The sequence below is a fragment of the Streptomyces sp. NPDC023527 genome, assembly GCF_055560115.1.
The window spans coordinates 282217-297542 of the sequence record NZ_JBVHJJ010000003.1; the positions used below are offsets into that span (position 1 = coordinate 282217).

Annotated in this window: 10 protein-coding genes and 1 tRNA gene; 9 read left to right on the plus strand and 2 right to left on the minus strand. The window is 66.2% G+C overall.

Features of this window, described 5'->3' with window-relative positions; genetic code table 11:
* Window positions 1-43: 43 nt before the first annotated feature.
* From ACZ303_RS08310 to recQ, 8 genes are all read left to right on the plus strand, one after another.
* Window positions 44-3127 carry a lantibiotic dehydratase gene (locus tag ACZ303_RS08310; protein ID WP_467336371.1) on the plus strand — a complete coding sequence of 1028 codons (3084 nt, stop codon included), beginning with the start codon at window positions 44-46 and terminating at the stop codon, window positions 3125-3127.
* The gene (locus ACZ303_RS08315) at window positions 3120-4376 is read left to right on the plus strand and encodes a lanthionine synthetase LanC family protein (RefSeq protein WP_467336373.1); all 1257 of its coding nucleotides are present in this window, start codon (window positions 3120-3122) and stop codon (window positions 4374-4376) included. The genes ACZ303_RS08310 and ACZ303_RS08315 overlap by 8 nt, the downstream gene beginning before the upstream one ends.
* A gap of 230 nt (window positions 4377-4606) precedes the next feature.
* Complete coding sequence (murJ, locus tag ACZ303_RS08320) at window positions 4607-6658, plus strand: murein biosynthesis integral membrane protein MurJ (RefSeq protein ID WP_467336375.1); 2052 nt, start codon at window positions 4607-4609, stop codon at window positions 6656-6658.
* Window positions 6659-7280: 622 nt separating this feature from the next.
* Window positions 7281-7345 (plus strand) — tRNA-OTHER (locus ACZ303_RS08325).
* A 189-nt stretch (window positions 7346-7534) separates the two neighbouring features.
* The gene (locus tag ACZ303_RS08330) at window positions 7535-7924 is read left to right on the plus strand and encodes an MmcQ/YjbR family DNA-binding protein (RefSeq protein WP_467336377.1); all 390 of its coding nucleotides are present in this window, start codon (window positions 7535-7537) and stop codon (window positions 7922-7924) included.
* Window positions 7925-7985: 61 nt separating this feature from the next.
* Window positions 7986-8219: a hypothetical protein gene (locus tag ACZ303_RS08335; protein ID WP_467336379.1), complete on the plus strand. Its 234-nt coding sequence runs from the start codon at window positions 7986-7988 to the stop codon at window positions 8217-8219.
* 230 nt (window positions 8220-8449) lie between these two features.
* Window positions 8450-10492 (plus strand): restriction endonuclease, encoded by a 2043-nt coding sequence (locus tag ACZ303_RS08340; protein WP_467336381.1) that lies wholly within the window; start codon window positions 8450-8452, stop codon window positions 10490-10492.
* Window positions 10493-10807: 315 nt separating this feature from the next.
* Window positions 10808-12724: a DNA helicase RecQ gene (gene recQ, locus ACZ303_RS08345; RefSeq protein WP_467336383.1), complete on the plus strand. Its 1917-nt coding sequence runs from the start codon at window positions 10808-10810 to the stop codon at window positions 12722-12724.
* A gap of 26 nt (window positions 12725-12750) precedes the next feature.
* Here recQ and ACZ303_RS08350 read toward each other — a convergent pair whose 3' ends face one another.
* Complete coding sequence (locus ACZ303_RS08350; protein WP_467336385.1) at window positions 12751-13845, minus strand: questin oxidase family protein; 1095 nt, start codon at window positions 13843-13845, stop codon at window positions 12751-12753.
* A 101-nt stretch (window positions 13846-13946) separates the two neighbouring features.
* Here ACZ303_RS08350 and ACZ303_RS08355 point away from each other — a divergent pair, with 101 nt between their 5' ends.
* A complete protein-coding gene (locus tag ACZ303_RS08355; protein ID WP_467336387.1) occupies window positions 13947-14474 on the plus strand; it encodes a MarR family winged helix-turn-helix transcriptional regulator in 528 nt (175 codons plus the stop codon).
* Here the strand turns inward: ACZ303_RS08355 and ACZ303_RS08360 are convergent.
* Window positions 14422-15090 carry a class F sortase gene (locus ACZ303_RS08360; protein ID WP_467336695.1) on the minus strand — a complete coding sequence of 223 codons (669 nt, stop codon included), beginning with the start codon at window positions 15088-15090 and terminating at the stop codon, window positions 14422-14424. The genes ACZ303_RS08355 and ACZ303_RS08360 overlap by 53 nt on opposite strands.
* Window positions 15091-15326 lie beyond the last annotated feature (236 nt).

The following is a 15326-nucleotide window of genomic DNA, read 5'->3' on the forward strand; positions in this document are numbered from 1 at the left end:
TCAGGGCAGCGGCCCTTCGCCTATAGCGTGAAGGGGACGTGTCATGGAAATCAATCACTCCACCGACGCCAGAAAGGCAGCGATTCCACAATTTGAAGTCAATGAGCGAGTCATGATACGGACACCCATCCTGTCACTCGACGACTACGCACTCTTCTCAGAAGGCTCACTAGACGACAACATTGCTCGCTACGTTTCTTCCCCTCACCTACAGGAAGCGATCTGGATTGCAAGCCCAGAGACAGCAGGTGAGATCGAACGCTACATGGTGAACCCCGAAGGGCGCACAGCAAAGAAAATACGTCGCCTATCGAGTTCCTTTACCAAATACCTTATCCGCGCTTCTTCTCGGCCCACGCCTTTCGGACTTTTCGCCGGCGTTGCCACCCTGAGTTGGGGCAGGGACAAGAAGATTGATTTGGGTCCTGAATCCGCCTGGACCCGGACTGCCAGATTGGATCACGAGCTTCTTTTCGCCCATATTGAACGCCTTGAGAAGCATGCTTCCAATTTTCCTAACGTAATGGTCCGATGGAATGGGAGCGCCCATCAACAGGAAAGTCGGCTGACTCTGCCAGCTGATCCTGTAAGGGGTGCCGACAATGGCCAAGAAATCTCTGTAGCACTGACGTCCGCACTCGCCAAAGTGCTGCAGCACTCCAGCGAAAGCGTCCGGCTGGGAGTACTCTACAAAAATCTCACTACTGAATTTCCGCAAGCCGATAAAAACACATTGCGGTCGTACCTTCAGTCGCTCATCGATAACGGTGTGCTTCTCACCCATATACGCCCACCACGTAACTGCCCAGATCCCCTCGGGTATCTAGTCAGTGTCATACAGGCCGCTGGTATGCCAACGGACCAATATCTCGACAGCGATGCCCATCGCATCGCAACGTATACAACCCTGCCGACCGGGCAAGCAGCCGCCTTCCTCAAGTCCGAGGCTAGCTCGGCCAGTAAAGACAGGGTTAGTTCATGGCTGCACGTAGATGCCCTGTCCGACGCCGCAGGAACGCTTCCTGAAGAATACGCTGCAGAGGCAAACCGGGCCTTGGAGTTCCTCTTCAGGATGAGCCCAGTGCGCCCGTACTCACAGCCACTCAAATCATATGCTGGTGAGTTTCGTGAGCGCTATGGAGAGAGCGAAGTACCCCTGCTCGAACTCATGGATCCGCACATAGGGCTGGGAGCCCCTGCCGGTTACGTGGCTCCGCCTTCTTCACGCCGCTCGCCTTCGCAGGACAATGACGCCCGGGGGCAGGCAAGGAAAGCTCTGATGCTGAAATGGCTGGCACAGAGTCAGAAGGCCGATGGTGGATGTGTTGCTATCGATCTTGATGATCTGCGGAGCGTGCCTCTTCCCGAGGGTGTTCCACCGGCCAGTGCCGATCTGTTCCTTCTCGTCAATGATGACGATGAGAAAGGCTCAAGCCTGGTCCTGTCGCCCTCTCAGGCGGGCATTCCCTCAGGCAGGGCTGCAGGCCGCTTTTCTAATTTGGGAACCGAATTTTTGCAAGGATGCGAAGATACAGCCGCAGCCGAGGAGCGACTGAATCCTGACATCTGTTTTGCCACGCTGTCATATTTTACATCAGGGCGAGGAAATAACGTCGCGGCATCTCCGAATGTGCACGAGTATGAAATCACTCATTTCTCCACACCCGGGGTCGTTCAGGGGAAGCATATATCGCTGAACGACCTATTGGTAGGTCTCTCTGGTAGCGCCTTTTACCTACGCTCACGTCGGCTAAATAAACGTGTTATAGCTCGCGTGTCCAACATGCTCACCCCTCAGTACGCGCCGAACGCAATCAGATTCATACTCGACATATCTCAGGACGGCGTATGGAAGCCTGGCTGGACATGGGGTGAATATGGTTCTCTGCCCGGCCTGCCCAGACTCACCCTAGGGAAAGTGGTGGTGTCGCCGGCCCGCTGGCGGCTTCCTCATCGACTCGAAGACGGGAAGCCGGACCCTAATGCAGATATTTCACATTGGCGACACCAGTACGGAGTGCCTCGGTATATTTCGGCCGGTCAGTACGACCAGCGACTCTTGCTTGATCTCAATAGCGGCCAGCACGTTGCCGTCCTACGCGATCTCATGAAGAAGGGCACCAACCACGTAGAGGAAGGGCTGCCCAACCCTCAGTGGGGCGGAGTCAAAAGCAATGACGGAAAACGCAAGGTCGCCGAAGCGGTGATATCGGTCACGTCGACACAGCCTGCAAAGCTGTCCCCGGCCCCGCCCGTCAGTCGACCGATTAGCAGAACGGTTCGGGAGAAGAGATTTCTGCAGCCAGGTGATAATGCGATGGCATTCACCATATACGGGCGTCCAGAATTCGGTGACGATATCCTCCAGGGTCTTGCTCATATTCTGACGGATCCCACTCTGACATGGTTCTTTGTGCGTTATGCCGATCCGCTTCCTCATTTGCGAATTCGGATTTTGTCTTCAGAGTCAACGACATTGTGGTCGCAGACAGCACCTATCGCAGAGGAACTGAAGAATCTTGTGCACTCCGGACTGGCCAGCCATTTCGAGGTCCGACCGTACGAACGGGAGGTCGATCGATACGGTGGGCCTGCCGGCATGGATACTTGTGAGCGCATCTTCCACCATGACAGCGTTCACGTACTCCGGCATTTGCTCGTCGCCAATCGCCTGAAAAGCAGCCTCACGCCTTTCCAAGTCGCAGCACTGAGTTCCGATGGGCTTCTATCGGCGCTCGACCTGGAGGGCTCTCGTAGATCTGAAATTTTCGCCAACATGCAGCGAGGTTATCGCAATGAGATGCGTGACGACACAGCTGTATCTCAGTCGGCCTTGAGGGAAGATCTCGCCCGACATGTGCATATTTTGCGTGACTACTTGCGCGGGAATGTGGAACCCCAGTACGCGCCTCTATTGCAGTCTTGGAGAACGGCCGCAGAGGGTCTGGAACTCAAGGCCTATGAAGGTTCGGGCGGGCTGACGAGAAGCTTGAACAGTATTGCGGCAAGCATTGTCCATATGCACGTTAACCGGATGGGCTTTGACAGGCGCGATGAGTTCCGCATGGTTCACCATCTCCGTCAAGTGCACCAAAATCTGCATCACGTCGGAGAGGTAAATGTTTAACGACGCGCTCCAGAAGGATGCTCGGCATGCTGGGATCACTATCTTGCACAGCCTGCGCGACGTGGAAGTATTCACATCATCGTCCGAGCAAGATTATGCAGAGCAGCGAACGAGTCTGTCCCATGGATATCCAGGTGCTGCACTAGCCTACGCGTACCTGGCAACTTTGGAGCCCGGCGAGGGATGGGAAAAAGCTGCTCACGCTTACTTGTCCGAGAGCGTCAGCCATGGCATCTCGCCAAACAGCTGGTCAAATGTGTTTGGCGGGGTGGTTGCTCAAGCGTATTGTGTCGAAATGCTGGCGCAGCTTCATGGCGGCTACCGTAAGGCGCGTTCTACGCTAAATGCGGCTGCTCTCGGACAGGTCGAGGCGATGAGCCGCGAAGCTGCAGAGTTCGAGTCATACGTTCCGTCTGGAATCTTCGATGTCACTTCCGGGTTAAGCGGGTTGGCGCCGTACCTGAGGCTCGTCGCAGACGAATACCCTCAAGGGGCCCAAGCGGCGCGCACAATCACCGCGCTGGTTTCGAAATGGGTGGAGGAAGATCGTATCTGGAATCCTCACCCTCCGGGGAGTATGGAAAATTTCTCCAGGTCGCCAAAGTCCTACGCCCCTGTCTCCTGCGATCTCGGAATGGCGCACGGGCTTGGAGGAATCTTGGCATTCCTCACGCTTATGCACCGCGCCAAACTTGCTGACGATGCCACACAGGCCGCTGCTTCCATGACTGCGGACAGAATTCTCAGCTCTCGTATAGTCACGCAGTGGGGGGAAGACATCCCTGCCCACCGTGCTCACGCCATTCCCTCTGAGGGTGGAGCAACACGTACCGCATGGTGCTACGGAAACCCTGGTGTCGCGCATGCTCTGCGCCTTGCCTCGGAAACCTTCGAGGTGCCAGCGTGGGCTGACGCAGCAGACTCCTTGATGGCTTCCAGCACCAGGAGGCCGCCAGCAGTGCAAGGAATCGAGAGTGACATGGGTATTTGCCACGGAGCAGCTGGCTTGCTCCACCAGTTCCATTCCTACGGACGTAGATATTCATCGACAGCTGTCCCTGCCGCTTCCTGCGCATCGCTAATATCACAGATATTAGCGATGCTAAATTCCTGCGGGACCATCGGCGAGTTCGTCTCGCTCAGCTCGAGCCCCGGGGTGTGGGAAGGGGCGATGGGTATAGGCATCGCCTTGGTTGGAGCCTCTTATTCTCATCTGCCGTTCTTGGATGAGCTGCTTTTGATTGCTTGACTTCTGCAGGCCGGCTCGGGGTGGCCTGATCCTTCCTGTCCCGACCAGGGAGCCACCCCGTGGCAGGCTGGCGCGAGCGCTGTACCGTTCGGGGAGCAAGATCACTGGACCAGGCACGCGGCCGCGGCACAGGTTGTCGAAGCCTGCCGTAGCCACCTCACCTGTGTCCCCTGGTAGCTCTGCAGCACCACGCGTCGCGCTGGGGCTGTGACTAGCGCGACTTTCCGTATTTGATCACGTTCAAAAATTACGGTCAGCTGGGCTTCGCAACAAGCCTGCCGTTGTCCGTGGCAAAGAAGGGAGCGATCATGGACACGCCGGGTGATGGAGGGCACGACCAGTGGAGGAGCGATGGCGAGAGAGACCTCCCACCGACCGCTCCGCACTCTTCCGTCCATGAGCAGAACTACTGGGAGTCTGCTGACAGTGCTCTCGGCTGGCCGCCGCAACAGCAGGGCGGCTACATTCCGGGTTTACAGAACGGTCGTGCTGGACAACCTTGGGAGCCCACAGGGGACTTCGACCCGGACACGATGCAGCTCGCGGCTGTGAAGAGCCCGCCAGATGCAGGACCAACCCCAGGAACCGTCTCCCCTCCGCACAATGCACTACAGAACCCCCAGACTCACGAACTGTCCCCAGTGCAGGCCGGTGGAGGCCGTGCCTCCAGTCTGTTGAAATCCAGCGCTGTGATGGCTGCCGGCACACTGGTTTCCCGACTCACTGGCTTCGTTCGCAGCCTTGTGATCACCGCAGCTCTGGGTGCTGCAGTACTCGGTGACGCATACACCGTGGCCTACACCATTCCCACAATGATGTACATCCTCACGGTCGGCGGCGGGCTCAACTCCGTTTTCGTTCCACAGCTCGTGCGCGCTATGAAGGATGACGAGGATGGGGGCGAAGCGTATGCCAATCGCCTGCTCACCCTCGTTATGCTGACGCTTGGCGTCATCGTCGCCATCGCGGTGTTCGCCGCCCCGTTGCTGGTCCAGATGATGTCGAACACCATCACTCGTGATGAGGCAGCCAACAGCGTCGCCGTCGCCTTTGCCCGCTACTGCCTGCCCACCATCTTCTTCATGGGCCTGCACGTCGTACTGGGCCAGATTCTCAACGCACGTGGCAAATTCGGGGCAATGATGTGGACGCCCGTCCTCAACAATATCGTTGTCATTGCCACGTTCGGTTCGTTCATCTGGGTATACGGCACATCCAGCGAGTCCCACATGGGCGTTGAGACAATTCCGCCGGAGGGAGTACGGCTCCTCGGCGTCGGGACGCTACTCGGCCTCGTAGTGCAGGCCCTGGCCATGATCCCGTACCTGCGGGAGACCAGCTTCCGGTTCCGCCCCCGCTTTGACTGGAAGGGCCAAGGACTTGGCCAGACGGTCAAACTCGCCAAGTGGACCGTACTGTTCGTCCTCGCCAATCAGGCAGGTGCAGTCGTCGTGAGCCAGCTGGCTACGGCCGCCGGCAAGGCATCCGGTAAGGAAGGCGCTGGCTTCACCGCTTACAGCAATGCCCAGCTGATCTGGGGCATGCCACAGGCCATCATCACCGTCTCGGTCATGGCTGCCGTGCTGCCACGTATCTCCCGTGCTACCCAGGACAATGACCCAGGAGCAGTACGTGACGACATCTCTCAAGGGCTTCGTACGTCAGCCGTCGCCATTGTCCCCATGGCGTTCGCGTTTCTTGCGCTCGGCCTACCGATGTCAACCCTGCTCTTCTCTACCGCAAACCTGGAAGCCGCCCGCGGCATGGGGCTCATTCTCATGGCTTTCGGCCTCGGGCTCATCCCGTACTCCGTGCAGTACGTGGTACTACGCGGGTTCTACGCGTATGAAGACACCCGGACACCTTTCTACAACACGGTCATCGTCGCTGGCGTCAATGGCGCCGCGTCTGCTGTCTGTTACCTAGTGCTCCCGGCGGCCTGGGCAGTCATCGGTATGGCGGCCTCTTACGGTCTCGCCTACGCCGTAGGTGTAGGAGTCGCATGGGGCCGGATGCGCAACCGCCTCGGTGGTGACCTGGACGGACCGCGCATCGTCCGAACGTATGCCCGGCTGTGTATCGCGGCTACGCCGGCGGCCGTCGCTGGTGGTGCAGCCGCATTCGCTATCACCAATGGTCTGGGAGATAGCGTTCTCGGCTCGCTCACGGCGCTGGCCGGCGGCGGTGCTGTGTTGCTCGGTGTCTTCACCGTCACAGCAAAACGACTTCGCGTCGAAGAACTCACTACCTTGGTTGGTATGGTCAGAGGCAAGCTCGGTTAAAACGTTGCCTCACAAGCCAGTTGAGGCTGCGGCATGATGCACCGCCTTGGGTTCCCGTCTGCTGCGACAACCGGCTCCTGACGACCTGTGAGAACTTGCTGTCCCGTTGCTGCCGCAGTGCCGACCGTGTCCGCAAGGTAGTGGGACTGCCCCTGGACGAGGGGGCCGCGTTCACGGCTGTGGTGTACGTGCTGACCAGCGAGTGTGCGCGGTGGCATCTGCCACCGACGTTCGGAGTCCCGCCCCGGCAGCGCACCAGCGGTTCAGCTCGTGGACGGAGGCGTGGCTGTGGCAGCGGTTGTGGCAGGCGGGGCTGGACGGGCTGGAGCCCGGGATGAACTCGACGGAACATCGGTGATCGTCGACGAGCGGGCGACCTATCGCGGCATGTCGGCACCGTACCGTGCAGGGGCTGCCGCGGTTCGCACCCTGCGTGTCAGCGCCTGCTTCACTGTGGCTCGGTCGGCACCGCTGGGCTGCGGCGAGGCGGTGGAGACGGGCGGAATGCGTGAGCGATGCGTGAGCGGACGGTGGAACACGAGCCGCCAATCACTGGATGAAGCGACATGCTGGGTGGTGCTGACCTGCAAGGACGGCGCCACCCAGCATGAACGAGCATCCCAGATCAAGGGTCCGAACCCACTTCTGAAGCGGGTGTCGGCAGTTCGAATCTGCCCGGGGGCACCATGCGGTAGCGCGTCGACCTGGGGCTGCCTCCAGGCAGGCGTTCCACTCGGCTCCGGACTCCTGTCCGGGGCCGTTCGCGTGCGGGGCACGAGCCCCGGCTTCCCATTGGTCGACCGCCGCCGGAAACAACACCTCAAGGTCCCCCACCTGATGATCCGGGCCGGGGTGACCGAGCGGCATACTGACCCCATGACCCCGGACGAACTCAGGGCGATCTGCCTGGATCTGAACGGCGCCACGGAGGAATTCCCCTTCCCGCGCCACCCCGAGGTCTGCACCTTCAAGGTCGGCGGCAAGGTCTTCGCCCTGACGACGCTCACCACTTCCCCGCTGACCGTGAGCCTGAAATGCGACCCCGAGCTCGCGGTGCGGCTCCGGGACTCGCACTCGGAGATCGTTCCGGGCTACCACCTGAACAAGCGGCACTGGAACACGGTGACGCTGGAGGGCGGCTCCCTGTCGGACCCCTTCGTCCGAGACCTGATCGAGGACTCGTACGACCTCGTCGTCGCGGCCATGCCCCGGGCGAAGCGCCTGCTTCTGGACTGGCCGGGAGAGCGGACCGAGCGGTCGGAGTAACCTGGAATCACCGGCACCCACGCGCCCGGAAAGCGGTCCCTGCCCAAGGGATGTGAGAACGATGACGATCGTCATCAGCTTGGCCGTGATCGTCCTGATGGCCGCCGTCGTGGTCTTCGCCATCTACGCCTTGGACGCCCGCCGCGACGAGCGCATCGTCGACTTCAGGTTCAGTGACGCCGTCCCCAATCTCCACGAACGGCACGCCGACGAGGTCGACCACCCGGACCGTGTCCACGCCAGGCACCGGCTTCACGGGCTCCACCTGCACGGCCCGGGGGGCCGGCACGCGTAGCGCGGCCTCCCGAGCGCGGCCACCAGCCGCGCCGGATCCGTGAATCTGCCGGTGCCATCGGGCTTTCCCAGCCAGCACAGGCATGTCCCACCCCCGGTGGAGCCCACCCCGCCCCGACATGATGATCGCACCGCCCCAAACCGACTAAAGTCGGATCTCATTACCGCTGGTTGTGGGGCCAGTACGCGGTTCCGGGGCGTCCGGCGTCCCAGGGGAGGGCATGTTTCCGTATGAGTCGTCGCTCCAATGGACTGATCGGCGTCTGGGCCGAGGCGCAGCGGCAGCAGCAGCGGCAGGTGGAGGCTCGGCATCGGGCGGAGGTGCAGGAGCAGCGGGCGCGGGAGCGGGAGCTGCGGGCTTTGGAGCGGGAAGCGGCCCGGCTCGATCGGGAGCAGCGGGCCGCCTACCGGCAGGCCCGGGAGGCCGAGGCGCGCCGGCGGACCGAGGAGATCGAGGCCCGGGTCGAGGAGCTGACCGGGCTGCTCGCCGTGGGGTGCCGGGCGCCGGGGTTCACCACGGGGGCGCTCGCGCGGGCCGAGCAGGTGGAGGCGTTCGCGCCCGGGCACCTCGCACACCCCGTGCCCCTGCCGGATCCGGCCCACTACCGGTTCGCGCGGGCCGAGTTCGAGCGGGACTGGCACGCGGCGCAGGCCGCCGAGGCGCAGCGGCAACGGCAGTTGGCCGGGTACCGGCGGCAGTACGACGAGTGGGCCGCCGCGCAGCTCGCGGAGATCCGGTCGTACAACGCCGGGATCGCGGAGATGGCGGCCGCGCTGCGCGAGGGGGATCCGGACGCGGTCGTCGAGTACTTCTCGGCGGCGCTGTACGCCTCCACCGCCTGGCCGGAGGACTTCCCGCATCAGGTGTCGGCCTCGTACGACCCGGGCGCCCGGCAGTTGGTGCTGAACTGGGAGCTGCCGGGGTTCGACATCGTGCCGGAGGCGAAGTCGGTGCGGTACATGCTCAACGCGGACCAGGAGAAGGAGGTCGCCCGGCCGGTCACCCAGCGGCGGGCGCTGTACCGGGACGTGCTGGCGCAGTGCGTGCTGCTGGCGCTGCGTGATCTGTTCGCGGCGGACGGGTTCGGGGCGCTGGAGTCCGTGGCGCTGAACGGGTTCGTCGACGAGCACGATCCCGTCACCGGGCGGCCCGCCCAGATCTTCCTCGCCGCCGTCACCGTTCCCGCGTCCGTTTTCGGGCGGCTCCAATTGGAGCAGGTGAGCGCCGTCGACTGCCTCACCGAAGGGCTCGGCGGGCTGCTGTCCGCCCGTCCCGACCAGCTGGCTGCCGTCCGGCCGGGGCGGCTGCCCGACGAGGTCGGGCGGGGGGTCGTCTCGCACGGTGGCGGCGACGACCCGGATCTGTTCGCGATGGATCCGGTCGAGTTCGAGGGGCTGGTGGCCGAGTTGTTCCGGGCCCGGGGGATGCGGGCGGTGATGACCCAGCGTTCCAATGACGGTGGTGTGGACGTCGAGGCCCTGGACCCGGATCCCATCAGCGGCGGGCGGATCATCGTGCAGGTCAAGCGGTACCGCAAGACCGTGCCGCCGACCGCCGTCCGTGATCTGTACGGGACCGTCCAGGGCGCGGGTGCCAACAAGGGGGTCCTCGTGACCACCTCGAAGTTCGGCCCCGGCTCGTACGCCTTCGCCAACGGCAAGCCCCTGACGCTGGTGTCCGGGGAGGAGCTGGTGGAGCTGCTGCGGCAGCACGGGCTGCGCGGGCGGCTGGGCGGGGACGGCGACAACGCGGGCGCACCCGCCGTGCGCGAGGACGAGCCCGCCGGCGGTGACTACAACGTGCTGGGCATGTCCTGGTCCGGTGGTGTCGTGCTCGACGTGTGCGCCCTCGTCTGTCACGGCACGCGGGTCCTCAGCGACGAGCACTTCGTCTTCTACAACAACCCCCGCACCCCCGACGGATCCGTTCGCGCCGTACCCGCCCCGGCCGCCGACAAGGCCGCCGTGCAGGTCACCTTCGACGCCCTGCCGCAGGGCGCCGACCGGCTCGTCCTCGTCGCCGCGATAGACCCGCAGGCCGATCCGCGAGCGGATCTGTCGGGGTTCACCGACGCCCGCATCCGGCTGTCGGACGCCTCGGGCGCCGAGCTGGGCCGGCTGGAGGTGTCCGACGGACGGCCCGGCGAGACCGCCCTCGTCCTCGGTTCCTTCCGCAGGCGCGCGAGCGGCGACTGGGACTTCGTCATCGGGGGACGGGGGTACGCGGGCGGGCTGGAAGCGCTGGTCCAGGAGTACGGGATAGAGGTCGCCTAGTAGGTGGGTCGTGTCCGAGGGGTCTTCGGCTGCGAGCCGTCGTTGCCGCCTCTCGCCTGACCGGCGGACCTTCGGCTGCCGACCACTGTGCCGCCTGCGGCGGCGAGCGCCCCGCGGGCGCGTCCTCGATCGCCGGACGGGCTGATATCGAGCCCGTCCGGCGTTTGAGGACACCGCCGCCCCAGCCGCCGGGCACCGTGCTTCGCGTCACTCCTCCCGGCGAACCCCTGCCCTGACCTGCCCCAAAATGGCCGATCCTGATCGCCTCATGATCGACCGACTTTTCGTGTCGGTGGAGCCTCGTAGACTGCCCGAATGGCCGATCCCGCTGAGCCCACCGCGCCCGCCGACACCACCGTCACCGCCGACACCGCCGAGTCCACGGAGGTCTCCGACGCCCTGCGTGTCCTGCGGCGCGTCTTCGGCTACGACGCGTTCCGCGGGGACCAGCAGGAGATCATCGAGCACGTCTGCGCAGGTGGGGACGCGCTTGTCCTGATGCCCACCGGTGGCGGCAAGTCGCTCTGCTATCAGATCCCCGCGCTCGTACGGCCGGGCGTCGGAGTCGTCGTCTCGCCGCTGATCGCGTTGATGCAGGACCAAGTCGACGCCCTGCGGGCGCTCGGTGTCCGGGCCGGCTTCCTGAACTCCACGCAGGACATGGACGAGCGGCGGCTGGTGGAGGCCGAGTTCCTCGCGGGCGAGATCGACCTGCTCTATCTGGCGCCCGAGCGGCTGCGCGTCGAGTCGACGCTGCGGCTGCTCGACCGCGGGAAGATCTCGCTGTTCGCCATCGACGAGGCGCACTGCGTGGCGCAGTGGGGCCACGATTTCCGGCCCGACTATCTGGCGCTCTCCCAGCTGCACGAGCGCTGGCCGGACGTGCCGCGCATCGCGCTGACCGCGACCGCCACGGAGGCCACCCACAGCGAGATCGCGGCGCGGCTCAATCTGAAGGACGCGCGGCACTTCGTCGCCAGCTTCGACCGCCCCAACATCCAGTACCGGATCGTCCCGAAGAACGACCCCAAGAAGCAGCTCCTGGAGCTGCTGCGCACCGAGCACGACGGTGACGCGGGCGTCGTGTACTGCCTGTCCCGCAAGGGCGTGGAGGACACGGCCGCGTTCCTCGCGCAGCACGGCATCGACGCCATCCCGTACCACGCCGGTCTCGACGCCCGGGTGCGCGCGGCGAACCAGTCGCGGTTCCTGCGCGAGGACGGCGTGGTCGTGGTGGCCACGATCGCGTTCGGCATGGGCATCGACAAGCCGGACGTACGGTTCGTCGCCCATCTCGACCTGCCGAAGTCCGTGGAGGGTTATTACCAGGAGACCGGCCGCGCCGGGCGCGACGGCCTGCCGTCGACCGCCTGGCTGGCGTACGGGCTCCAGGACGTCGTCCAGCAGCGCAAGATGATCGACGGCTCGGAGGGCGACGACGCCCACCGCCGCAAGCTGGGCTCGCACCTGGACGCGATGCTGGCGCTGTGCGAGACGGTGGACTGCCGCCGGGTGGGGCTGCTCGCGTACTTCGGCCAGCAGAGCACCGCCTGCGGCAACTGCGACACGTGCCTGACGCCCGCCGAGACGTGGGACGGCACGATCGCCGCCCAGAAGTTCCTCTCGGCGGTGCTGCGGCTGGCCCGGGAGCGGCGGCAGAAGTTCGGGGCCGGCCAGATCATCGACATCCTGCTGGGCAAGAAGACCGCCAAGGTCATCCAGCACGACCACGACGGCCTGACCGTCTTCGGCATCGGCACGGAACTGAGCGTCGCGGAGTGGCGGGGCGTGGTGCGGCAGCTGCTGGCCCAGGGGCTGCTCGCCGTCGAGGGCGACTACGGCACGCTGGTCCTCACCGACGCCAGCGCGGACGTGCTGGGCAGGCAGCGCGAGGTGCTGCTGCGGCGCGAGCCGGAGAAGCCGGTGCGGAAGGGCTCGTCGAAGTCCGGGTCCGCCGGGTCGGGCAAGCGCGCCGCCCCCGTCGACCTGCCCGCCGAGGCCGTGCCGGTCTTCGAGGGCCTGCGGGCCTGGCGGGCGGCCACGGCCAAGGAGCAGGGCGTCCCCGCGTATGTGATCTTCCATGACGCGACGCTGCGGGAGATCGCGGGCGCGCGGCCCGCGTCCCTCGACGAGCTGGGCGGGGTCAGCGGCGTCGGTGAGAACAAGCTGGCCAAGTACGGCGAGGCGATCCTGGAGCTGTTGGCGGGGGTGGGGGCGGAGGCCTCGGCGTAACCGGGGCTCCGCCCCGGCCCCGGCCCTCAGTGCCCCATCGGCTTGATCCGCTCCTGAGCCGCCAGCACGGCAGCCCCGTACCGCGGGTCGGGCCGCAACGCGTGCTCGCGGGCGCACGCCTCCGTGAACTTCAGTACGTGCTCGTCGCCGTGCTCGACCGCACGCGCGGCGAGCTCGCCGAAGGGCGGCAGCTCGGTCTCCGCCGCGGCCGCAGCCGCCGCGGCCTCGCCGCCGCGGTCGCCCGTGAAGGCGAGCAGCAGCGCGGCGTGCGTGTGCCAGAGCGCCGCCAGGGTCGGCTCGTGGAGCGGCTCCGGGAGGTGCGGCAGGACGAGGCGCGCGGCGGCGGGCGCGGTGACGCCGTGGACGAGCGGGATGGGGAAGACCTCGGGGTGGCCGAGGTAGACGCCCGCGAACTCGGCGGTCATCTCGCTGAGCATCCACTGGGTACGGGCCGGGGCGAGGGAGTCCAGCGCCGGCCGCCATCCGGCGAGTTCGTCCGGGTGGAACAGCCGTCGCGCGGTCTCGGCGCGCCCGCGCTCGCCGGGGAAGGGTGTGCGCGGCAGCGCGGCGATCGCGCCCGCCAGGTCGTGGTGTCCGCTCATCCTGACCTCGCCGGGCAGGTGGGCGAAGCGGGCGGCCCAGTAGGCGAGCCCGCGGGAGAGCTCGGTGAGCTGCCGCGGGGTCGGTTCGGCGGTGGCGGCGAGGTGGCGTACGGCGTGGGCGGTACGGATCAGGCCGTGCGTCAGGCCGGCGAGCAGGCCGGGCAGCAGGCGGGGCCACCAGCGGGCGAGCACCTCGCGCCAGGGGGCCGCGTCGAGTTCGCGGCGGAAGAGCGCCTCCCAGTCGCCGGCCCGTGAGAAGTCGCCGAGCGCCGGGCGCCAGGAGGTCTCGTCGGCGGGGTCGAGGGCGAAGCGCTGGGCGGGCACCTCGTGGTGGGGCATGGCGGTGCGGTAGCGCTCGACCCAGGCGGCGACCTCGTCGCCGTGGCCGAGGGTGGCGAGGGTCTCGGCGGCCATCGGGCCGTGGTTGGCGAGGTCGGCGCCCGCCCCGCGTTCGTAGCCGAGGTCTTCCAGGCGCTCCAGAGCGTCGTCGAGCGCGTCCCGGTAACCGGTCGTCGGCATGGTGGGCCTCCCCAGATCCAGCAAGTCCGTGGTCTTCCAGCGGGCAGCACCGCTTCGGATTCCAGAACTGTTCGGATTTCCGAAGCGTCTACACTCGCAGTATGCCGCACGACCGCCCCGGCGCAGCCCCCGGGCCCCTCCCCGTCTCCGAACCCCGGCTGCCCACCCCCGAGGAGACCGAGGCCATCGGTCTCGTACCGCTGCTCGCGCCCTACATCAGCAAGGCCGGCAGCGAGATGCCCGAGGAGCTGCGGGCGGTCTTCGCCGAGCACAGCCTCACCGCGCGGCACGGCGCGGTCCTGCCGCAGCTGCTCGCGGAACAGCCGCTCGCCGTGGGCGAGCTGGCCCGGCGGCTGCGGCTGTCGCTGTCGACCACCAGCGAGCTGGTCGGCGCCCTGAACCGGGCCGGACTGGTCGAGCGCCGCGAGGATCCCGCGAACCGGCGCCGCACGCTGGTGGCGATCACCGAGAGCCGGCTGCCGGCGGTCCGGGCGTTCATCGCCTCCCGCTCGCGGCCGCTGCTGCGCGCGCTCGACAGCCTGTCGGCGCGCGACCGCGCGGGGTTCGTCGCGGGGCTCACGGCGTGGGCGCGGGAAGCGCAGGCGGACGGTTCCACCACGGGCCGGTGAAGGGGCCGCCGCGGGGCGGATCGCGGCGTACGCCGGTGAGATGGGCGTAGACGACGACGTTGCCCAGATACGTCCGGGACTCGGTGTCGAACCCACCGCCGCAGGTGATCACCCTCAACTCGGCGCGCCGGGAAGGCCCGTAGACCTTCCGGGAAGGGAAATCCTCGCGGCTGTACACCTCGATCGCGTCGATCGTGAAGACGGCCGTACGACCGTCCGCGCGCACCACTTCGACGGTGTACCCCCGCTTCAGGGCGCCGAGGTCGTAGAAGACGGCGGGCCCGACGGCCGTGTCGACGTGCCCTGCGACGATCGCCGTGCCCACCGCTCCGGGTGACGTGCCGTCGGCGTACCAGCCGGCGAGGTTGCGGTCGTCGTCCGGCGGGCTGGAGAGGCTGCTGTCGGCGAGCAGCGCCAGGGGGGTCATCGGGGCGTCGACGCCGATGGCGGGGATGCGTATTCGGGTCGGGCGGGCGGGCGGCAGCGGTGTCGCCTCCGGCGCGGTTCCGGGCACGGCGGTGGGGAACGCCTCGGCGGCGGAGGGCTGCGGGGGTGGGCCCTGGGCGTCGGCGCCGTGCTGGATGAGCCAGCTTCCCGCGCAGAGGGCGACGGCCAGGAGGACTGCTACGACGGTTTTGGCCTGGGGGGGGCGGTGGCTCTCCGGGCGGAGACGGTTCGGCGCGCCCTCCGGGCCGGGCCGTGTGCGCTGGAAGCCGGTTCGGCTCGGCCAGGCGCGGGGCGGCTCGGGCTCGCGGCCCCGTGGATCCGTCGCGGCCTCCGGTTCGGGGCCGGGGGGGGCGGGGGGGGGGGGGGGGGGGGGGGGGGGGGGGGGCGCGCCCCCCCCCCCCCCCG

Coding starts and splice junctions, on each gene's coding strand:
- ACZ303_RS08310 (WP_467336371.1), top strand. CDS start 44: ATGGAAATCAATCACTCCACCGACGCCAGAAAGGCAGCGATTCCACAA.
- ACZ303_RS08315 (WP_467336373.1), top strand. CDS start 3,120: ATGTTTAACGACGCGCTCCAGAAGGATGCTCGGCATGCTGGGATCACT.
- ACZ303_RS08330 (WP_467336377.1), top strand. CDS start 7,535: ATGACCCCGGACGAACTCAGGGCGATCTGCCTGGATCTGAACGGCGCC.
- ACZ303_RS08335 (WP_467336379.1), top strand. CDS start 7,986: ATGACGATCGTCATCAGCTTGGCCGTGATCGTCCTGATGGCCGCCGTC.
- ACZ303_RS08340 (WP_467336381.1), top strand. CDS start 8,450: ATGAGTCGTCGCTCCAATGGACTGATCGGCGTCTGGGCCGAGGCGCAG.
- recQ (WP_467336383.1), top strand. CDS start 10,808: ATGGCCGATCCCGCTGAGCCCACCGCGCCCGCCGACACCACCGTCACC.
- ACZ303_RS08350 (WP_467336385.1), bottom strand. CDS start 13,845: ATGCCGACGACCGGTTACCGGGACGCGCTCGACGACGCTCTGGAGCGC.
- ACZ303_RS08355 (WP_467336387.1), top strand. CDS start 13,947: ATGCCGCACGACCGCCCCGGCGCAGCCCCCGGGCCCCTCCCCGTCTCC.